This is a genomic window from Acidovorax radicis (genome assembly GCF_020510705.1).
Lineage (GTDB): Bacteria > Pseudomonadota > Gammaproteobacteria > Burkholderiales > Burkholderiaceae_C > Acidovorax > Acidovorax radicis_A.
The window spans coordinates 775,604-795,535 of record NZ_CP075184.1 but is presented as its reverse complement, the minus strand read 5'-3'; the positions used below and the strand labels follow the sequence as shown (position 1 = coordinate 795,535).

General features: G+C 64.9%; 13 protein-coding genes and 2 pseudogenes. 4 read left to right on the top strand and 11 right to left on the bottom strand.

The genetic code is table 11. The features are described from left to right. The first annotated feature begins 89 nt into the window (after positions 1-89). From KI609_RS03570 to KI609_RS03560, 3 genes and pseudogenes are all read left to right on the top strand, one after another. Positions 90-1,295, top strand: a complete 1,206-nt coding sequence (locus KI609_RS03570) for an acetyl-CoA C-acetyltransferase (RefSeq protein WP_226447192.1) — start codon at positions 90-92, stop codon at positions 1,293-1,295. Positions 1,296-1,317: 22 nt separating this feature from the next. Continuing rightward, positions 1,318-3,489 (top strand): annotated as a pseudogene (locus tag KI609_RS03565) (3-hydroxyacyl-CoA dehydrogenase NAD-binding domain-containing protein). A gap of 232 nt (positions 3,490-3,721) precedes the next feature. Next, on the top strand, positions 3,722-4,708 hold the full coding sequence (locus KI609_RS03560) for an IS5 family transposase (protein WP_226447190.1): 987 nt from the start codon (positions 3,722-3,724) through the stop codon (positions 4,706-4,708). 287 nt (positions 4,709-4,995) lie between these two features. Here the strand turns inward: KI609_RS03560 and KI609_RS03555 are convergent. Then, positions 4,996-6,260: pseudogene (locus tag KI609_RS03555) on the bottom strand (IS256 family transposase). Between the two features lie 96 nt (positions 6,261-6,356). Between KI609_RS03555 and KI609_RS03550 the strand changes: the two are divergent. Next, positions 6,357-7,160: a DUF2971 domain-containing protein gene (locus tag KI609_RS03550; RefSeq protein WP_226447188.1), complete on the top strand. Its 804-nt coding sequence runs from the start codon at positions 6,357-6,359 to the stop codon at positions 7,158-7,160. 182 nt (positions 7,161-7,342) lie between these two features. On the opposite strand, the gene KI609_RS03545 is transcribed toward KI609_RS03550, so the two are convergent. The 10 genes from KI609_RS03545 to KI609_RS03500 all read right to left on the bottom strand — a co-directional run bounded on the left by KI609_RS03545 (position 7,343) and on the right by KI609_RS03500 (position 19,919). Further along, entirely contained in the window at positions 7,343-8,239 is an 897-nt protein-coding gene (locus KI609_RS03545) for a 3-keto-5-aminohexanoate cleavage protein (RefSeq protein ID WP_226447186.1), read from the bottom strand. 18 nt (positions 8,240-8,257) lie between these two features. Beyond that, positions 8,258-9,442 (bottom strand): acyl-CoA dehydrogenase family protein, encoded by a 1,185-nt coding sequence (locus tag KI609_RS03540; protein ID WP_226447184.1) that lies wholly within the window; start codon positions 9,440-9,442, stop codon positions 8,258-8,260. Next, positions 9,439-11,463: an acetyl/propionyl/methylcrotonyl-CoA carboxylase subunit alpha gene (locus KI609_RS03535; protein WP_226447182.1), complete on the bottom strand. Its 2,025-nt coding sequence runs from the start codon at positions 11,461-11,463 to the stop codon at positions 9,439-9,441. The genes KI609_RS03540 and KI609_RS03535 overlap by 4 nt, the downstream gene beginning before the upstream one ends. Beyond that, the gene (locus KI609_RS03530; RefSeq protein WP_226447180.1) at positions 11,460-12,269 is read right to left on the bottom strand and encodes an enoyl-CoA hydratase/isomerase family protein; all 810 of its coding nucleotides are present in this window, start codon (positions 12,267-12,269) and stop codon (positions 11,460-11,462) included. Before KI609_RS03530 ends, KI609_RS03535 begins: the two co-directional genes overlap by 4 nt. A gap of 1 nt (position 12,270) precedes the next feature. Further along, the gene (locus KI609_RS03525; RefSeq protein ID WP_226447178.1) at positions 12,271-13,449 is read right to left on the bottom strand and encodes an acyl-CoA dehydrogenase family protein; all 1,179 of its coding nucleotides are present in this window, start codon (positions 13,447-13,449) and stop codon (positions 12,271-12,273) included. Between the two features lie 53 nt (positions 13,450-13,502). Next, entirely contained in the window at positions 13,503-14,633 is a 1,131-nt protein-coding gene (locus tag KI609_RS03520) for a DNA alkylation repair protein (protein WP_226447176.1), read from the bottom strand. Between the two features lie 22 nt (positions 14,634-14,655). After that, positions 14,656-16,269: an acyl-CoA carboxylase subunit beta gene (locus KI609_RS03515; RefSeq protein ID WP_226447174.1), complete on the bottom strand. Its 1,614-nt coding sequence runs from the start codon at positions 16,267-16,269 to the stop codon at positions 14,656-14,658. Continuing rightward, complete coding sequence (locus KI609_RS03510; protein ID WP_226447172.1) at positions 16,266-17,195, bottom strand: SDR family oxidoreductase; 930 nt, start codon at positions 17,193-17,195, stop codon at positions 16,266-16,268. Before KI609_RS03510 ends, KI609_RS03515 begins: the two co-directional genes overlap by 4 nt. A gap of 28 nt (positions 17,196-17,223) precedes the next feature. Further along, entirely contained in the window at positions 17,224-17,961 is a 738-nt protein-coding gene (locus KI609_RS03505; RefSeq protein ID WP_226447170.1) for a TetR/AcrR family transcriptional regulator, read from the bottom strand. Between the two features lie 1,178 nt (positions 17,962-19,139). Continuing rightward, positions 19,140-19,919, bottom strand: coding sequence for an enoyl-CoA hydratase (locus tag KI609_RS03500; protein WP_226447168.1), 780 nt, complete (start codon positions 19,917-19,919; stop codon positions 19,140-19,142). Positions 19,920-19,932 lie beyond the last annotated feature (13 nt).

Below are 19,932 nucleotides of genomic sequence, written 5' to 3'. Positions count from 1 at the left end.
TCAGAAAGCACCTTGTAGTGGCGTGAGCCAGCCCAGCGGCTTCACCGCCCCATCTGCTTGAAGTTTAGAGAAACCACCGGAGACCATTCATGACCGAAGCCTATGTATTCGACGCGTTGCGCACCCCGCGCGGCAAGGGCAAGAAGGACGGCACCCTGCACGAGGTCAAGCCCATCGACCTGCTCGCGGGCCTGCTGACCGAGCTGCAAGCCCGCCACCGCTTTGACACCGCCGCAGTGGACGACGTGGTCATGGGCATCGTCTCGCCCGTGGGCGAGCAGGGCTCGGTGTTGCCCAAGGTGGCCGCGCTCAAGGCCGGGTGGGACTTTCGGTGCGCGGGTGTGCAGGTCAACCGCTTCTGCGCATCCGGCCTCGAAGCCGTCAACATGGCCGCGCAGAAAGTGCGCAGCGGCTGGGAAGACCTGGTGGTGGCGGGTGGTGTAGAGAGCATGAGCCGCGTGCCCATTGGCTCCGACGGCGGCGCCTGGGCGCAAGACCCCGCCACCAACTCCGCCACGCTGTTCGTGCCCCAAGGCATCGGCGCCGACCTGATCGCGACGCTGGACGGCTACACCCGCGCCGATGTGGACGCCTTCGCACTCGAATCGCAACGCCGCGCCACCGCTGCGCGTGCGGCGGGTTACTTCAAGAACTCCGTCGTGCCCGTGCGCGATTTCATCGGCCAGACCATCCTGGCCGAGGACGAATTCATCAAGCCCAAGACAACCCTCGAAGGCCTGGGCGCGCTCAAGCCCTCGTTCGAGCAACTGGGCGGCATGGGCTTTGACGCCGTGGCGCTGCAGCGCTACCCGCAGGTGGAGCGCATCCACCATGTGCACCATGCGGGCAATTCGTCGGGCATCGTCGATGGCGCAGCCGCCGTGCTCATCGGCAACGAGGCCGCCGCCAAGGCCCACGGCCTCACGCCGCGCGCGCGCATCGTGTCCACGGCGCTGAGCGGTGCCGACCCCACCATCATGCTCACCGGCCCCGTGCCCGCTGCCAAGAAGGCGCTGGCCCGCGCGGGCATGACCATTGACCAGATCGACCTGTTTGAGGTGAACGAGGCCTTTGCCGCCGTGCCCATGCGCTTCATGCGCGAGCTGGGGGTGCCCCACGACAAGGTCAACGTGAACGGCGGCGCCATCGCCATGGGCCACCCGCTGGGCGCCACGGGCGCGATGATCCTCGGCACCCTGATTGACGAGCTGCACCGCCGGGGCCAGCGCTATGGCCTGGCCACGCTGTGCGTGGGCGGCGGCATGGGCATTGCCACCATCGTTGAACGTATCTGAACGGGCAGGAGACAAGAACATCATGCAAACCATCCGCTACGAACTCATCCCCGCCCAGGGCACCGAAGGCCAGGTCGCCGTCATCACGTTTGACGAAACCAACTCCCCTGTCAACACCATGTGCCGCCAGTGGCAGCAAGAGCTGGGCGAGGTCACGGCCCAGGTGCTTGGCGACCGCGAACGCCTGGGCACTGCGCTCAAAGGCATCGTGCTCGCATCCGCCAAGACCAGCTTCTTTGCCGGTGCCGACCTCAAGGCCACCATGCGCCTCGCACCCGCCGATGCGCCCAACGCGTTTGGCGAAATCGAGCGCATGAAGAAGCACTTCCGCACGCTCGAAACCCTGGGCATCCCCGTGGTGGCCTGCCTCAACAGCGCGGCGCTGGGCGGCGGGTGGGAGGTAGCCCTGGTCGCCCACTACCGCATTGCTGTGGCCGACCCCAAGATCCAGTTCGGTCTGCCCGAGGTCACGCTGGGCCTGATGCCCGGCGCCACCGGCGTGACCAAGATGACGCGCCTGCTGGGCCTGATCGGCGCGCAGCCCTACCTGCTGGAAGGCAAGCTCTTCAACCCCGCCGAAGCGCTGGAGCTGCAACTGGTGCACGAGCTGGTGGCCACGCGCGATCAGCTGCTGCCCGCCGCCCTGGCCCACATCGCCACCCACCCGCACGCCGTGCAGCCGTGGGACGACAAGAATTACAAAATGCCCGGCGGCACACCCGCCAGCCCCAAGATTGCAGGCGCCCTCACCGTCGCGCCCGCCATGCTCAAGAAGACCACGCGCGGCCGCTACCCCGCGCCCGAGGCGGCCCTCGCCGCCATGGTCGAAGGCGCGATGGTGGACTACGACACCGCCCTGCGCATCGAAAGCCGCTACCTCGCCCGCCTGATGACCGGCCCCGTGGCGCGCAACATGATCAACACGTTCTTCTTCGACATGAACGCGATCAAGAGCGGCAAGTCACGCCCTGGCTCGGCCCCGCGCTACAAGCCCCAAAAGGTCGGCATCCTGGGCGCCGGCATGATGGGCGCAGGCATTGCCTGGGCCCAGGCCAGCCGGGGCATCGCCACCGTGCTCAAGGACGTGAGCGCGGAGAAGGCCGAGGCCGGCAAGGCCTACAGCGCCAAGCTCACCCAGGCCCGCGTGGACAAGGGCCGCATGACGGCCGAGGCGCAGCAAGCGCTGCTCTCGCGCATCACGCCCACCGCCAGCGCGGCCGACCTGGCGGGCTGCGACCTCATCATAGAAGCCGTGTTTGAAAGCCGCGACCTGAAAGCCAAGGTCACACAAGAAGCCGAGCCGCAATTGGCACCCGGCGGCTTCTTTGCCAGCAACACCTCCACCCTGCCCATCAGCGGCCTGGCCACGGCCAGCAGCCGGCCTGAGAAGTTTGTCGGCATCCACTTCTTCAGCCCCGTGGACAAGATGAAGCTGGTGGAGATCATCCGGGGCAAGCGGACCGATGACGAAACCGTGGCCCGCGCGTTCGACTACGTGCAGGCCCTGGGCAAAGTGCCCATCGTGGTCAACGACTCACGCGGCTTCTACACCAGCCGCACCTTCGGCACCTTTGTGATGGAAGGCGCCGCCATGCTGGGCGAAGGCATCCCCGCCGCCGCGATTGAAAACGCCGCCATGCAGGCCGGCCTGCCCGTGGGCCCGCTGGCCGTGCTGGACGAAACCGCGCTGACCCTGAGCGTGCACGTGCTGGACCAGACCCGCGCGGACTATGCGGCCGAAGGCAAGACCTACACCGCCACACCTGGCGAGCTGCTGGTGGAACGCATGGTCAAGGAACTAAAGCGCCCCGGCCGCGTCGGTGGCGGCGGCTTTTACGACTACCCCGCAGGCGCCAAGAAGCACCTGTGACCGGAGTTGAAGCCTCTGTTCGAGAAGCCCGACGCGGAGTGGAGCGCGCAGGAGATTCAGGACCGTTTGCTCTACCGCCAGGCCATCGAAACCGCGCGCTGTCTGGCCGAGGGCGTGCTGACCAGCGTGCATGACGCGAACATTGGGTCGATTTTTGGGATTGGGTTTCCGGCGTGGACGGGAGGGGCGATGCAGTTCATCTACGGAACGGGTGTTGAGACGTTCCTCAAGCGTGCTGATGAACTGGCGGCCAAGCACGGGACCGGGTTTGCGCTGGATGTGAAGGCGCAGGCTTTGATTGAAGCGCCTCGGCCGATTTACTAAATCAAAGCCTCCGCTATGAAAGAACAGAATTGGCGTAGCCGATCCACTGGCACACTAGCAGAGAAAAGTCACAGCGGAGATCGGAATGGGAAAAAAATCGCGGATAAAAAGAGAGCGACGCGAAGCTGTCACAGATGATGCACCAGAGCTCGTGCTAGATAACACTAGGGATTCTCTGCACGAATCCCTGTGAGATGTGATTGAACAGGCCTGAAGCCCAGACAATAAGCGCATGAAGCAAAGCAGCCTGGGCCTGAGCAATACCATCAAGCGCACACGCAAGCGCGAGTTCCTTGATGCGATGGAGTTGGTGGTGCCCTGGGCCGAGTTGGTCTCGCTCATTGAGCCCTACGCCCCAGAGATCGGACGCCGGGGCCAGCAGCCCTTTGCAGTGCAGACCCTGCTGCGCATCCACTTTATGCAGCAGTGGTTCAAGCTTAGCGACCCAGCCATGGAAGAAGCACTGCACGACGTGCCAGCCTTTCGGGACTTTGCCGACCTGTCTCACTGGGACGAACACATTCCCAGTGAATCGAGCATCCTGCGTTTTCGGCATCTGCTGGAGCGCCACAAACTGGCCGATCAGATCCTCGCTACGGTCAATGCCCTGCTGCAAGCCAAAGGGCTGCAACTCAAAGCAGGCACGGTGGTGGATGCCACGCTGATTGCGGCGCCGACGTCCACCAAGAATGAAGGCAAGGCACGAGACCCCGAGATGCATCAAAGCAAGAAGGGCAACGAGTGGTACTTTGGCATGAAGGCTCACATTGGCGTGGATGCGGATTCAGGCCTGGTGCACAGCGTGCGCGGCACCAGTGGCAATGTGAACGACGTGATAGAAGCCAACAGCCTGCTGCACGGGCAAGAAACGGATGCCTTTGGCGATGCGGGCTACCAAGGAGTGGACAAGCGGCCCGATGCCAACAAGAACGTGCGCTGGCATGTAGCCATGCGCCCGGGGTTGCGCCGGGCTTTGGACAAAAACAAGCCTGTGGATGCGCTGATCGACCAACTTGAACGCACCAAGGCCAGCATCCGGGCCAAGGTGGAGCACCCGTTTCGGGTGCTCAAGCAGCAGTTCGGGTACGTGAAGGTGCGCTACCGGGGGCTCATGAAGAACACGGCGCAGATCGTCACGCTGTTTGCGCTGGGCAATCTGTGGATGGCAAGGCACAAGTTGCTGGCCTGCATGGGGCAGGTGCGCGTGCAGGGGGCTTAATGCCCCGCGAAACCGGGCAATGGCCCTCGCGCAGCGCCTGCCGGGAGTGCCCAATGACCCAACGCGGGCGCTGTTTTAGTTCGGGCATCGCTACGGCACAGCCAGAACCGATTTGTGAAGAGCTTCCCTAGAAGTCTCTACAAATATGCTGGACCTGAAAGTGTAGATAAAGTATTCCGCTCACCTGGATTTGTGACGCTCAAATGCGGATACCCATGGGCCTGTCCGAGTTTCCGTGTGTGAGGCTCGCTGAACCTTCACCGATATTGTGAAGGTGAATGAGTATCTTACGTGCTCGATTTCGTGAACCGGTCCTCGTAGAGGATCGCAAATTGGTTCATCGCTGACTTCCAGTTGTTGGCTGCCCGCCCCCAGTCTTCGGCGATGTTGCGCAGTGCCAGCCAGATTAGCTTGGTGGCTGCATCGTCACTGGGGAAGTGCCCTCGGGTTTTGATGATCTTGCGCAGCCTCGCATTCACGCTCTCAATCGCGTTGGTCGTGTAGATCACGCGGCGCACCTCGGGCGGGAAGGCAAAGAACGGTATGACCTTGTCCCAGACCCTGCGCCAGGCGCCCACGACAGTGGGGAACTTCTGGCCCCAGGGCCCGGCTTCAAACGCAGTCAACTCGGCCTCAGCGGCCTCGGCGCTCACCGCCGTGTAGATCGGTTTGATGGCCGTGGCCAGGCTCTTGCGGTCCTTCCATGACGCAAAGTCCAGGCTGCCCCGGATCAGGTGCACGATACAGGTCTGCAGCGTAGTGGCCGGGAACACTGCGCCCAGCGCCTCTGGCATGCCCTTGAGCCCGTCGGTGACGGCGATCAGGATGTCATGGACCCCGCGCGTCTTCAGGTCGTTGAAGACCTTCATCCAGAACTTGGCTCCCTCGGTGTTCTCGATCCAGATGCCCAGGATATCGCGGCTGCCATCGGGCAGCACGCCCAGGGCCAGATAAACGGCCTTGGAGCGCACCACGGCTTCCTCGCGGATCTTGACCCGCAGCGCGTCAAAGAACACGACCGGGTACATCGACTCCAGCGGGCGACTCTGCCAGGCCGTGACCTCGCTCATCACGGCGTCGGTGACGCTGCTGATGAGGTCGGGCGAGACGTCCACCGAGTACATCTCGGAAAGAAAGCCCTGGATCTCGCGCACCGTCATGCCGCGCGCGTACATGGCGATGATCTTGTCATCAAAGCCCGTAAAGCGGCGCTCATGCTTGCCAATGAGTTGCGGCTCGAAGGTGCCCTCGCGATCGCGGGGGACGTCGATGCGCAAAGCGCCGACGTCGGTGAGAACGGTCTTGGCGCTCTTGCCATTGCGGTGATTGGTGGCAGCCCCTTCGGGTTTGGCCTGACCGGGCGCGTAGCCCAGGTGGTGACTCATCTCGGCGCCCAGTGCGCGCTCCAATACGACCTCTTGAACTGCTGGAAGATGCCCTCAAGCTCGGCTGGCGTCACCGGCCCGGGGATCAGTTGCTCAAGCGCTACGGCTGAGAATTGTGGCTGCGCCGCCTTGTCCGCTGCTGCGGTTGTCTTCGTCTTGCGTGGCATTCATGCTCCTTGTTGACATGCTATGCCTCACACACAAAACTTCTGACAGGCTCATACCCATCTGAGTTCAACGATCCCTATGAGCTTTTTCTCACAATGGATTTCACGGCGAGACCAGAGTTGATCGCCTTCTACGGTGACGTCGTGGGGGAAATTCCCCAACTACCCACTACCTGCTTCTCCCGTTCCCCTGCGGTCCCCCCAATGTGGGCACACTATGCAAGTAATCTCCAAGGATTCGTTCTTGAGATTGATGAACAACGCCTCTCAAAAATCTTTCCCAGTAGTGGCTTCGGCGACGTTGACTACCAAGATGAACCAAGCGCTGCCGTCGCAGAAAATCTCTATAGAGCCTATGCAATAGGGAAATTTCGCTACATGCACTTTCTAAGACGCTCAGTTTTTAGTGCCGCCTACTACACCAAACAATCCTGTTGGGCATATGAAAAAGAGCGACGCATGATCATCGATGAAGCCGATGTACGAAAGCTAGATGGACTGACTCTTCTCGATGTTCCGACTTCATATGTGAAGTCCATCATTTGCGGTCCGCGTGCGAAAGACGACTTGGTCAACCAACTACAAAAAGAGGCCGTTAAAAACAGCTGCGGGTTTTTTCGAATGCGCATTGGAAGAAGCACAGGGATCCCGCACTTCGACTCTCCGTCGGGACAGAAATTTGCGTTCTGTGACGAAAAGCTCTCACCAGTTGCTGCTACCTGCCGTACTTGTAGCGAGCCAATCAAAGCAGATCGAACCCATTGCTCATGGTGTTTGATTGACGACTCACACCGGCAAAATGCTGCTCAGAAAAACTCGTTCCGGCTGCTTGATCAATACGGAATTCTCGGTTCATACATGGAAGGAATAAGGGCTATAGAGAGCAGTAACCGCCGATAATCTCCGTAGATCGGTTTAACACAGCGTATCCCTACGCCGCTCCATCCCGGGGCAGGAGTGTCGGCTTACGCCATTCGGCTGACCCGACCTAAGACGCCATAACCCGATCTCATCCTTGCAAATTGATCAGCTGGCGATCAATTTGCAGGAATGAACAAGCAGGCAAAGGAACGCGCCAGCCTTTATGGCATGACCGCAGTCTTCAACCCCAACATCCCCCGCGCCTCCTGCGGCGACGCCACCTCCCGCCCCGCGTTGCGCGCGTACTGCGCCAGCTGTTCAATCAACGGTCCGTTCGAATCCGCCTTGGTCCCGTCCGGCAGATAGAACGTGTCCTCCAGCCCCGTGCGCAGATGCCCGCCCAGCTCTGCCACGCGCTGGTGCACGGGCCAGATCTCGCTGCGGCCGATGACGGTGGCTTGCCAGGGGGCGTCCTTGATCTTGAGCTTGAGCAAAATGGGCAGCAGGTCCGGGTCCGCAGGCATGCCGGATTCGACGCCCATCACAAAGTTGTATTCGGGCAGGCCTTGGGTGTACATGCCGGTCTGCACATACATCTCCACGCAGCGCACGATGCCCACGTCAAAGCATTCAAACTCGGGCAGCGTGCCGGTCTCCAGCATCACGTCGATGAAGTCCTTGACCTTGGCGGGCTGGTTGTCGAACAGCATGGGCGGCCAGGCCCAGGTGCCGTTGCTGCGCACCTTCAGGTAGTTGAGCGAGCCGGCGTTGCAGGCCGCCATCTCGGGGCGGGTGGCGCGCAGGCAGTCGAGCGGGCCTTGGTAATTGGGGCCGACCACGCCGGTGGTCTGGTTGATGATCAAACCCGGGCAGGCCTCGCGCATGGCTTGCACGCAGTTGCGCGCCACCTGCGGGTCCCAGCTGGGCAGGTGGCCCTTGCCGGGCTCCTGGTTGCGAAAGTGCACGTGCACCACGGCGGCGCCAGCGTCGTACGCACGGCGGGCCTCTTTTGCCAGTTGCTCGGGCGTGACGGGCACGTGGTGCTGGCCGGGGTCCGTCAGCACGCCGGTGATGGCGCAGGTGATGATGGCTTTGTTGCCGTGGTCGGTGCTGTGCATGGTGGCTGTCTCCTTCATTCAAATGCCGAGCTGTTTTGCAGCCAGGTCCTTCATGATCTCTTCCGCACCGCCGCCGATCATCATGACCTTGACCTCGCGGTAAATGCGCTCGCTGACGGTGCCGCGCATGAAGCCCATGCCGCCCAGGATCTGCACGGCCTGGTCGGCGCAGAACTGCATGGTTTGGGTGGCGTGGTTTTTCAGCAGGCAGACGTTGGCAACCAACTCGGGGCCGGTGCGCCCCGCGTCGGCCTGCGCGGCCACGGATTCGCACCACGCGGCGGTGGACTGGATGCGCATCTGCATGTCCACCAGCTTGTGGCGGATGACCTGGTGCTCGACCAGCGCGGCGCCAAAGGTCTTGCGCTGGCGAGCCCAGGCCAGGGCCTCGTCGTAGCAGGCCTCGGCAAAGCCCAGGGCCGACGCGGCGAGGCCAAAGCGCTCGCCGTTGAAGTTGGCCATGATGATGCGAAAGCCCGCGCCCTCTTCGCCCAGCAGGTAGCGGGCGGGCACACGCACGCTGTCAAAGCGCAGGTGGGCGGTGTCGGAGCAGAGCCAGCCCATCTTGTCGAGCTTGCTGCGCGACAGGCCTGCGCTGTGGCCCGGGATGAGCAGCATGGAGATGCCTGCGCTGCCCTTGCATCCGACCTCCCCGGTCCTCACAGCCACCGTGATCCAGTCCGCGCGCATGCCGGAGGTGATGAACACCTTTTCACCGTTGACGATGTACTCATCGCCCTCACGCCGCGCGGTGGTCTTGAGCTGCGCCACGTCCGACCCGCCACCGGGCTCGGTGATCGCCAGCGCGGCAATCTGTTCGCCCGCCAGCACCGGTGGAATGACCTCGGCGCGCACCGCGTCGCTGCCATGCGCCAGCACGGGCGGAAGGCCGATGTTGTGCGACAGCAGGCTGGCCAGCACACCGCCGCTGGCGCCATGGCGGCTGAGCGCGCGCCACAGTGGCAGGCGAAGCAGGTAGCTGGCGGGCGTGCCGCCGTACTGTTCGGGGTAGCCCAGCCCCAGCAGGCCCAGGTCGGCCGCGCGGCGGTACAGGCTGCGAGGGAATTCACCGGCGGCATCCCACGCGTCCACATGCGGCGCGATCTCGGTGCGGGCGAATCGGGTGACGGTGTCGGTGAGGGCGGTGCGGTCTTCATCGCTGGCCACCGCCGTCGTTACACCCGTGCCGGTCGTGGCCGTCATGCGGTGGCTCCTGGCGTGGCGGGCGCAAAGCGGGCCAGCACCTGGCCGGGCGACACCTGCTGGCCGGGCGCGACCAGCAGCTCGGCCACTGTGGCGGCCACGGGGCATGCCAGGCTGTGTTCGAGCTTCATGGATTCGATGACCAACACGGTGTCGCCTGCCGCCAGCGCCTGCCCTGCAGCCACAGGCAGCGCGACCACCTTGCCGTTGAAGGGCGCGCGCAGCTCGGTGGCGCCACCGGCGGCACCTGCGCGCGCGGCGGGCTCCCACGATGCGTCTTCCATCCAGCCGTCCACGCCGCCCGCTTGCCAGTGCCATCGCAAGGGGGCCACGCGCAAGGTGCGGACGGTGTGGTCAGCCTGCACGCCGCCCTCTGCCCCGCTGCGCGTGGTGGTGCGTATGGCGCCGCCGGGGTGCGGGGTGAGTTGCACGGTGGTGGTATTCAGCTGGCCCGTGGTCGCGTCTGTGTGCTCCACGTGCAGCCGGCCCGCGCCCAGCTCGCGCACGGCAAGCGCGTGCACTTCGCCCTGGTGGCGCAGGCGCAGCGGGCGGGCCAGGGTGCAAGGCAGGCTTGCGGAGGCTGGCGCAGAACAATTTGAAGTAAAAATGGCCGATAGCGCTGATGGGATAAGCGCTGATAGCTCCTCTTTCAATAGCGACGCTTGCAGCTCTTTGGCATGCTCGGCCAGAAACGGCACCAGCGCTTTGCCGTCGCGAAACACTGGGTGGCCAAGGCACGCTGCCAAAAACGCGCGGTTGGTGAGCAGGCCCAGCACGCTGGTGCCCTGCAGCGCGCGGACCAGCGCGTCAATGGCATCGGCCCGCGTGGCGGCGTGCACGATGAGCTTGCCCAGCATGGCGTCGTAGTGGGGCGATACCTCGGCGCCCTCTTCTAGCGCGTGATCGAAGCGCAAGGCGCCCATGGCAGTGCGCTCGAAGGCTGCGGCAGGCGGCGCGCTGAAGTGCAGCACGCGGCCGGTGTGCGGGCGAAAGTGCGCGTCTTCGGCGCACAGGCGCACTTCGATGGCGTGGCCTTGCAGATGCACCTGGTCTTGCGTGAGCGGCAGCGGCTCGCCACGTGCCACGCGGATTTGCCATTCCACCAGGTCCAGCCCCGTGAGCGCTTCGGTCACCGGGTGCTCCACTTGCAGGCGGGTGTTCATCTCCATTAAGAAGAATTCAGCCCCATCCAGAAGGAATTCCACCGTGCCCGCACCCACATAGCCAGCGGCCTGCGCCAGCGCCACAGCGCAGGCGCCCATGCGCTCGCGCAGCGCTGCGTCCACGGCGGGGCTGGGGGACTCCTCAATGACCTTCTGGTGGCGGCGTTGCACCGAGCAATCGCGCTCGCCCAGGTGGATGCACGCGCCGTGGGCGTCGGCAAAGATTTGCACCTCCACATGGCGGGGCTGCAGCAGTGCGCGTTCGATGAGCAAGTCACCACAGCCAAAGCCCACCAGCGCTTCGGACCGCGCGCTGGCCAGTGCGGCGGGCAGTTGCGCCGCATCGGTGACTAGCCGCATGCCGCGCCCTCCCCCACCCGCCACGGCCTTGACCATGGCGGGGTAGCCGATGCGCGCGGCCTCTTGCGCAAAACGTTCATCACTCTGGTCGTCCCCCGCATAACCCGGCAGACAGGGCACCCCATGCGTGGCCGCCAAAGCCTTCGCACCGGACTTGCTGCCCAGCGCACGTATGGCGGCGGGCGCGGGGCCGATCCAGGTCAGGCCCGCATCGACCACCGCTTGGGCAAAGTCGGCGTTCTCGCTGAGGAAGCCATATCCGGGATGTACAGCATCGGCACCTGTAGCTCGGGCTGCGGCCAGCAGCTTGTCGGTACGCAGGTAGGTGTCGGCGCTGGCTGCGCCGCCTAGCGCGACGGCCTGGGTGGCTTCGCGCACATGTTGGGCGTTGGCATCGGGGTCGGAGTAGACGGCGACCGTTTCGATGCCCATGCGGTGAGCGGTGTGGATGATGCGGCGGGCGATCTCGGATCGGTTCGCTACAAGTATCTTTTTCATGGTTTCGCACTCCAGGGTGGTGCCTTGCGCGCAGCAAACGCCACCAGCCCTTGCGGCGCCTCGGACCCACGCAGCGCTTGCGCAAAAGCAATCGCCGCTTCATCCAGCAGCGCAGGCAACGGCGTCTCGGACTGGGCCAGCAATAAGCGTTTGGTGGCGGCCACGGCCTGCGGCGCTGCGGCGACGTGGCGCGCGATGACGGCTTGCACAGCAGTCTCCATGTCGCCAGCGACCACCTCATCCACCAGCCCTGCGCGTTGAGCTTTCGCAGCATCCCAGCGCTCCCCAGTAAGCAAACACCGCCGCGCCGCCACTGAGCCAAGGCGCCGTACCACAAAGGGCGCAATCTGCGCAGGCACGATGCCCAGCGTGACCTCGGGCGTGGCGAACTGCGCGCTGGTATGGGCCAGCACATGGTCGGCGCAGCACACGATCCCAAAGCCGCCACCCAGGGCCGCGCCCTCCACCGCCACGATGAGCCACTGCGGAAGTGCGCACAGGGCCTGCAGCAACGCGCCAAAGCGGCGGTTCAGTGGCACCAGCGGGTCGGCTGTGCCGGCAGCCAGGGGCTGGCCAATGGTCTTGGCAAAGCCGCCCAGGCTGCCCCCCGCGCAGAAGTGCCCACCGGCACCGCGCAACACCACGCCGCGCAGGTCGGCATCGGCCGCAGCCTGCTCACACGCGGCTATCAAACCGTCCACCATGGCTTCTGACAGCGCATTGCGGCTGGCCGGGTCGTTGAGCGTCCAGGTTTCCACGCTGCCGCTGGCAAGCGGCGCGCGGTCGATCACCAGCGAATCAGCCATGTCAGTGCACGGGCCGCTTGGCGATGCCCATGAGCTTGGCGAGAATGCCCAGCATCACTTCATCCGCGCCCCCGCCGATGGACGCCAGCCGCCCGTCGCGGTACATGCGCGAGACCTTGTTCTCCAGCGTGAAGCCCATGCCGCCCCAGAACTGCAGGCAGGTGTCGGGCACCTCGCGGTTCAGGCGGCCGGCCTTGAGCTTGGCCATGCTGGCGAGCTCCAGCACGTCCTGCCCGTTCACGTACAGATCGCAGGCGCGGTAGGTGAGCGCGCGCAGGGCCTCGACCTCGGTCTTGAGCTCGGCCAGCTTGAACTGCACCCACTGCTGGTCGGCCAGCGTGGCGCCAAACAGCTTGCGCTCCTGCGCGTAGTCGATGGTCCACTGGATGCAGTGGTTCAGCGATTCAAGCGTGCTGGCGGCGCACCACAGGCGCTCTTCCTGGAATTGCTGCATCTGGTAGATGAAGCCCTGCCCTTCGGCACCGATGCGGTAACGCTGCGGAACGCGCACCTCGTCAAAGTAGATCAGGCCGGTGTCGCTGCTGTGCATGCCGATCTTGCGGATCTTTTGCGCCACCTCGATGCCCTTGGTGAGCTTGCCACCCGGGCCATCGCGCATGGGCACCATCACCAGGCTCTTGTTCTTGTGCACGGGGCCTTCGCCCGTGTTGACCAGCATGCACATCCAGTCGGCCTGCAGGCTGTTGGTGATCCACATCTTCTGGCCGGTGATCACGTAGTCGTCACCATCCTTGCGCGCCACGCTTTTGATGCCCGACACATCGCTGCCCGCCGCAGGCTCGCTCACGCCAATGCAGCCCACCATGTCGCCCGCAATCGCAGGGGCCAGAAAGTTCCGCTTGAGTTCTTCGCTGCCGTAGCGCGCCAGCGCCGGGGTGCACATGTCGGTCTGCACGCCGATGGCCATGGGCACGCCGCCGCAGTGGATGTGGCCCAGCGCCTCGGCCATGGCCAGGCTGTAGGAGTAGTCCAGCCCTGCGCCGCCATATTCCTCGGGCTTGCACAGGCCCAGCAGGCCCAGGTTGCCCATCTTCTTGAAGACCTCGTGTGCGGGGAAGATCTCGGCCGCTTCCCATTCGTCCACATGGGGGTTGATCTCTTCGTCGATGAAACGCTTGAGGGTCTTCTGGATCTCGCGGTGCTCGTGTGTGAACTGCATGGTGCTTGTCTCCTGCTGTTGCGTCTGTGTGTTGGTGTGCCTGCAAACCTCGATCACGAAAGCTGAAACTGCCCCAGCGGCTGGGGCCGCCCGTTGAGCACCAGCTCCACCTGGTGCGCGCCGGGGTAGTGGGTGCGTGTGGTCATCTGCTGCAGTGACAGCGTCTTGCCCACCGCCACGGTGGCGCCGGGGGCGATGTCCAGCGTCTGCAGCTTGAACACCTTGGGCGCCGCACCGCCGTGGGCCTTGACGTAGTGCACCTTCAGGTCCGCCAGCACGCGCTGGGGCTGGGGTGTGGGGTTGTGCAGTTCGACCTCGATGCGCACCTTGTCGCCGATGCGTGCGCGGGCGGGCAGCACGCGCGCGGCCCGCACATCCAGCGCCACGGCATGGCCCACGCCCAGGGCATCGAGCGCAGCGGCGTCGCCGCGTTTGATGAGAAAACGCAGGCCGTGGCGCACCAGGGCCTCGCGCGGTGCGGGCGCGCCCTGCAGCCAGGTGCGCGCGGTGCCCACGGCCAGGTCGGGGTGGTCCTTGGCGATGTCGCCCAGGTGGTTGGCCACGGAGCGACGCACGTAGGACGATGGGTCGTCCTTGAGCGCATCGAGCAACGGCAGGGCCAGTTGCGGGTTGTTCTGGAATGCAGGCAAACGCGGCGCCCAGGGCAGGCGGGGCCGCGTGCCTTCGCTCACCAGACGGCGCACATGGGCGTTGTCGTCCTGCGCCCAGTCGTGCAGCCGCGCGAGCGTGGCGCCCTGGTGGTGCAGCAGGTAGGGGCGAATGCAGAACTCCGCCGTAAAGCGCTGAGTGAGCGCGTGCTGCGCGACCATGGCCGCCTCAAAGTGCGCGAGCCCCTGTACGCCGATGTACATGCTGTATGGCAGGTACAGAAATGCGCTGTAAGGGCGGTCAGCCGCATCGGGCTCACCCGCCGCATCGATACCCATCGGCGGGTCCATCGAATCGACCAGCACACCCAGCGCACGCGGCACGTCTTGCGGCAGGTGTATCTGCAGGGCCTGCGCAATGCGCTGGCCGCGCGCCATCAGCTCCAGCGATTCGTAGCCGGGCTCGATCTGGCGCAAGAACGCCTTGGTGTCGAAAGACCGCCACGCGCGCCGCACCATGGCCGCGATGCGCGGGGGCACGGTGTCGTTCAGCAGGTATTTGAGAGGCTCGGCCATGTCGCGCTGGTGATATCGCCTCTTACATCCGCGCCACGCCAAAGCTCAGGGGCCGCAGCGTGCGGGCCTGCGCCTCGGCACAGGTGTCCAGGCAAAACGCCAGCACGGCCCGCGTGTCGCGCGGGTCGATCACGCCGTCGTCCAGCAGCAGACCGCTGGTGTAGAGCGCATCGGCCTGGGCCTCGAACATGGCGACGATCTTGTCGAACTGTGCCTGCGATTCGGCCGGGTCGGGCGTGATGCCTTTGCGCGCCAGCGCCGCCTCGGTCACGATCTGCATGGTGCGCGCAGCCTGCTCGCCGCCCATCACCGCCGTCTTGGCACCGGGCCAGCTGAACAGGAAGCGCGGCGCATAGCCGCGCCCGCACATGCCGTAGTTGCCCGCACCAAAGCTGGCGCCGCACTGGATGGTGATCTGCGGCACGGTGGCGTTGGTCACGGCCTGGATCATCTTGCTGCCGTGCTTGATCATGCCGCCCTGCTCGCTGTCCTTGCCCACCATGTAGCCCGTGGTGTTCTGCAGGTAGATGATGGGGTGGCCCAGCTGGCACATCCACTGGATGAAGTGCGTGGCCTTGTTGGCGCCCGCCACGTCGATGGGGCCGTTGTTGCTGATGAAGCCCACCGCATGGCCCTGGATGTGGCCCTGCGCGCACACGGTGGCCATGCCGTAGCGGGCCTTGAATTCGAGCAGCTCGGAGCCGTCCACCAGCCGCGCCATCACCTCGCGCATGTCCACGGGTTGGCGCAGGTCGGCAGACATCAGGGCCAGCAGGTCGTCGGCGGGCAAGGTGGGCCCGGGTGCGCTGGTTCGCCGGTGCGTACTCCACCCCAGCTGCGCCACCACATCGCGTGCCAGGCCAATGGCCTCGCGGTCGTCCTGGGCCAGGTATTCGCCCAGGCCAGAGACCGCCGTATGCATCTCGGCGCCGCCCAGCTCCTCCTCGGTAGCGATCTCGCCAGTAGCGGCCTTGAGCAACGGCGGCCCGGCCAGAAAGGCGCGCGAGCGGCCCTGCACCATGATGACCACGTCCGACAAGCCGGGCATGTAAGCGCCGCCTGCAGTGCCCGAGCCGTGCTGCACGGTGATGACCGGAATGCCCGCTGCCGACAACCGCGCGAGGTTGCGGAACAGCGTGCCGCCGTGCACAAAGCCCTCCACGCGATAGCGCATGAGGTTGGCGCCCGCGCTCTCGACCAAGTGGATGAACGGCAAGCGGTTTTGCAGCGCGATCTCCTGCACGCGCAAAATCTTTTCCAGGCCCATGGGCTGGATGGCTCCGGCCTCGATGCCCGAGTCGCTGGCCACCACCATGCAGCGCACGCCACTCACAAAGCCGATGCCCGCGACCATGCCGCCACCGGGCACGGACTTCTCGGGGTCTTTCACGTCCTGCAGGTAGCCCGCCAGCGTGCACAGCGGCAGCCAGGGCGCACCCGCATCCAGCAGCAGTGCCACCCGCTGGCGCGGCAGCAGCTGGCCGCGTTTTTCAAACTGGGGCAGCGACCGGGCCGAGGCGGCGGCGGCACGCTCTTCCAGCGCGCGCAGAGCATGAAGGCGGGCCTGCAGCGCTGCGCGGCGCTGGGTGGCCTCGGCGCTGCCTGGGTTGAAGCGGGAGGTGAAGACGGCAGTCATGCGGCCTCGGTCTTGGGGGTATGGGAAGGTGCAAACACCTGCGGCACCTGTGCGCGGTGAAAGCCGTCAAACGGCTGCACGGCCGGGTGTGCTGCAGCGGTGGCACCGGGCGGGCGCTGCGGCCAGCCCATGCGCACCTGGGGCCGTGCGCCGTCCACCCGCAGCGTGGTGCCGCTGATGAAGCTGGCTGCCGGGCTGAGCAAAAAGGTGATGGCCGCCGACACCTCGGCCTCGTTGCCAAAGCGGCCCAGCGGCACCGTGCGCGGCATGGCGCGCAGCATGTCGGCCGCCTCGGGCGGGTAGTTGTCCATGCCGCTGGAGGCGATGTAGCCCGGCGCCACAGCGTTCACGCGCACACCGCTGTGCGCCCATTCCAACGCGGCGGTTTCGGTGAAGCTGACCATGCCCGCGCGCGCAGCCCCGCTGTGCCCCATGCCCGGCATGGAGCCCCACATGTCGGCCACGATGTTGACGATGGAGCCACCGTGCTGCGCCATCCACTGCCGATAACACTCACGCGCCATCAAAAAGCCGCCGGTGAGGTTGGTGTGCAGCACGGCCTCCCAGCCCTTGGCGCTGATGGATTCGAGCGGCGACATGAACTGCCCGCCTGCGTTGTTGACCAGCGCATCGATGCGACCCTGCGCAGCGATGATCTGCTGCACCAGCGCCACCACGCCTCCTTCGGATCGGATGTCGCACACCTCGCAGGACACACGGCCGCCATCGGCAGTGATCTCTTCGGCCACGGCCAGCAACTTTTCTGGCTTGCGCCCCACCAACACCACATGCGCGCCCAGGTGCGCCAGCTCATGTGCCGTGCACCGGCCAATGCCCGAGCCGCCGCCGGTGACGACCACCACCTGGCCCTGAAACAGGCCCGGAGCAAACACTGACTGGTAGGCGTTGCGCGCGGTGGGGGCCATGGTGACTCTGCCTTGATGGGGTTTTTTGTTATGAACGGATGAACAAGGCCAGCGCCTCGTCGGTGAGCGCGTCGAGCGATTTGCCCTTCTTGGGCGAGAACCACTGCACCGCCCAGTTGAGCGCCCCAAAGATGAACAGCCGCGCCACGCCGGGCTCGGCCTGCAGCGCACCCTGCTTTGCCAGCGCTTCCAGCACGGGCATCCAGGTGGCCTCGTAGCTGTCCTTGATGCGGGCAATGCCCTTGCGCTGCGCAGGCGTGAGCGAACGCCACTCGTAAAGCATCACAGGGATGAAGCTACTGCGCGGCCCGAGCAGGATCTCGAAGTGGTGGCGAATGAGCGTGTGCAACTGCTCGCGCGGCGTGGCCGCGGCGGGCAGTGCATCGAGTGCCTGCTGCTGGCTTTGCGTGGCCATGGTCATGCCCTCGCTCATTACGGCGTAGAGCAGCGCGCTTTTGCTTTCGAAGTGGTAGAAGGGCGAGCCGCTGTGCATGCCTGCGGCCGCCGCAATGTCGCGCGTGCTGGTGGCGGCAAAGCCCTGGGTGCGGAAGAGCTTGGCCGCGCCGTCCATGAGCTTGCGGCGGCGATTGCCGTCGTCCAGTTCCTCGGCGGTCTTGCGGGGGCGGCCACGGGGGCGGCGGGTAGGGGTTGCCTCCACAGTGGCTGCGTTGGCGTCGGAGGAGGCTACGGCCTTGCTGCCAGTGCGGGCCGGCGGTTTCTTGGGAGCGGGGGCGATGGCGCTGGTGCGCGGCACGGGTGAATCCATGCAGGCACGATAGCAAAACTGTTTATTTTTAGCAAGCAAGTGCTTTGTAAAAATAAATGGCTTGTCTGATCGTGATTGCTACGGGTGCTTTTTGAGGTGAAGCGCCAGTATTGACTACCTGATTTGCTATGTGTTTGTAATCAAACGGCGTGATTGTGCGAAGGGTGGAGGCCGGGAGTCGCCCGGCGTGCGAGTAACTTTCTTTCGCGTCGCCGAAAGAAAGTCACCAAAGAAAGGGCGACCCTACTGCGCGCGTCCCTCCACTGCGCTACGGGCAACCTGCGATGCTCGGACAGGCGGGGCGCCGCAGAACTCACTGCGCGCTACGCGCTCCGCTCAAACAACTGCGGCAAGTCAGTGCACGAAGTGCGTGTGTCCTTCGGCACACGCACGCACCCCCTGCCCTGCGCTTATCGGCACGCGCAGAAGGGAACCCGGGGAGCGGACATCCACACGGGCCATTGCTTCGCTACGCTGCGCTCGACCCAGTCTTGCGGGCGCAAGCGCCACGCGCTGCGAAAGCTGGGCCGAGCAAAGCGATGGCCCGAACGGATGTCCGGCTGTTTGGATGTTCGGCTGCCCACCCCCTGCTGGCTGCGCCTGCGGCGGGGCGGTTGCGGGGTGGCATGGGCGTCGAAGCGCCCATGCTTCGTGCTCTGACTCGCCGTGGTTGTCCGAGCGGCGCGCGCAGCGCAAAGCGAGTTCCACGGCGCACCCCGCAACCGCCCCTCCGCAGGTTTGCCCCTTCGCACAGCGAAGGGGTCGCAGACTGGGGGTCGCCTTTTCTTTGGTGACTTTCTTTTGGCGAAGCAAAAGAAAGTTACTCGCACGCCGGGCGACTCCCGGCTCCCGCACTCAACACGGGCATGCAGTAGCCAACGCACAAGAGCCTCGACAGGCCCAACCCGAACGGATGGGACGAGAACAAAACTGTAAAAACAATAGCTGCCAGCGCTTTCTGCGTAAGCGCCCGCAGCCAAAAAACTTCAACACCAGTGACTCAAACCGCGCTGAAATCCGGCTTACGCTTGTAGCGAAACCGACGTCGGCCTGCCACGCAGTCCACGCCGCTGACGCGCCTACCTACCTTCAGACTGCGCTGAAGTCGGGGCGGCGCTTTTACCGAAAGATCATCCAGCCCGCTACGCGGTCTGCACCGCTACCGCGGCGGCCAGATTTCAGCTCTTGCTGAAATCAGGCTTTCTCTTTTCCATAAACGCCGAAAACGCCTCCCGCGCCGCAGGCTCGCGCAACATGCGACCAAAGCTCTCGCCCTCTTCCGCCATCACTTCCAACACCTTCGCCGTCTGCCCACCCTTCATCAACCGCTTGGTTTCGATGAGCGACGACAACGGCTTGGCCGCCAGCTTCTTCGCCTGCGCCTGCGCGACGCCATTGCATTCGGTCGGCGGCACCACACGGTTCACCAGGCCGACTTCCAACGCAGCCTCGGCCATGAAAGGCTCGCCCAACAGCAAGGCTTCGGCAGCGCGGTGATAACCCAGCATCTGCGGCACCAGCAGGCTCGATGCGGCTTCAGGGCACAGGCCCAGGTTGACGAACGGCATGGAGAACGCCGCGTTGTCGCCCGCATAGACCAGATCGCAATGGAACAGCATGGTGGTGCCAATGCCCACGGCCGGGCCGCAGACCGAGGCGATCACGGGCTTGGGGAAGGCGGCGATGCCGCGCAGAAAACGGAACACGGGCGAGTCCTGCGTGGCAGGCGGCTGCTGCAAAAAGTCGCCAATGTCGTTGCCCGCGCTGAAGATGGCCACATCGCCCTGGAACACGACCACGCGCACGCTGGCGTCGGCCTTGGCGGCGTCGAGCGCATCGGCCATGGCAGCATACATGTCGCGCGTGATGGAGTTCTTCTTGTCCACGCGGTTGAAGGTGACGGTGGTCACGCCCGCTTCGGAGTGGACGAGGATGTCTTGGGTGGTGGCTTCGGTCATGGTGGTGAAAGTT

Coding starts and splice junctions, on each gene's coding strand:
- KI609_RS03570 (WP_226447192.1), top strand. CDS start 90: ATGACCGAAGCCTATGTATTCGACGCGTTGCGCACCCCGCGCGGCAAG.
- KI609_RS03560 (WP_226447190.1), top strand. CDS start 3,722: ATGAAGCAAAGCAGCCTGGGCCTGAGCAATACCATCAAGCGCACACGC.
- KI609_RS03550 (WP_226447188.1), top strand. CDS start 6,357: ATGGATTTCACGGCGAGACCAGAGTTGATCGCCTTCTACGGTGACGTC.
- KI609_RS03545 (WP_226447186.1), bottom strand. CDS start 8,239: ATGCACAGCACCGACCACGGCAACAAAGCCATCATCACCTGCGCCATC.
- KI609_RS03540 (WP_226447184.1), bottom strand. CDS start 9,442: ATGACGGCCACGACCGGCACGGGTGTAACGACGGCGGTGGCCAGCGAT.
- KI609_RS03535 (WP_226447182.1), bottom strand. CDS start 11,463: ATGAAAAAGATACTTGTAGCGAACCGATCCGAGATCGCCCGCCGCATC.
- KI609_RS03530 (WP_226447180.1), bottom strand. CDS start 12,269: ATGGCTGATTCGCTGGTGATCGACCGCGCGCCGCTTGCCAGCGGCAGC.
- KI609_RS03525 (WP_226447178.1), bottom strand. CDS start 13,449: ATGCAGTTCACACACGAGCACCGCGAGATCCAGAAGACCCTCAAGCGT.
- KI609_RS03520 (WP_226447176.1), bottom strand. CDS start 14,633: ATGGCCGAGCCTCTCAAATACCTGCTGAACGACACCGTGCCCCCGCGC.
- KI609_RS03515 (WP_226447174.1), bottom strand. CDS start 16,269: ATGACTGCCGTCTTCACCTCCCGCTTCAACCCAGGCAGCGCCGAGGCC.
- KI609_RS03510 (WP_226447172.1), bottom strand. CDS start 17,195: ATGGCCCCCACCGCGCGCAACGCCTACCAGTCAGTGTTTGCTCCGGGC.
- KI609_RS03505 (WP_226447170.1), bottom strand. CDS start 17,961: ATGGATTCACCCGTGCCGCGCACCAGCGCCATCGCCCCCGCTCCCAAG.
- KI609_RS03500 (WP_226447168.1), bottom strand. CDS start 19,919: ATGACCGAAGCCACCACCCAAGACATCCTCGTCCACTCCGAAGCGGGC.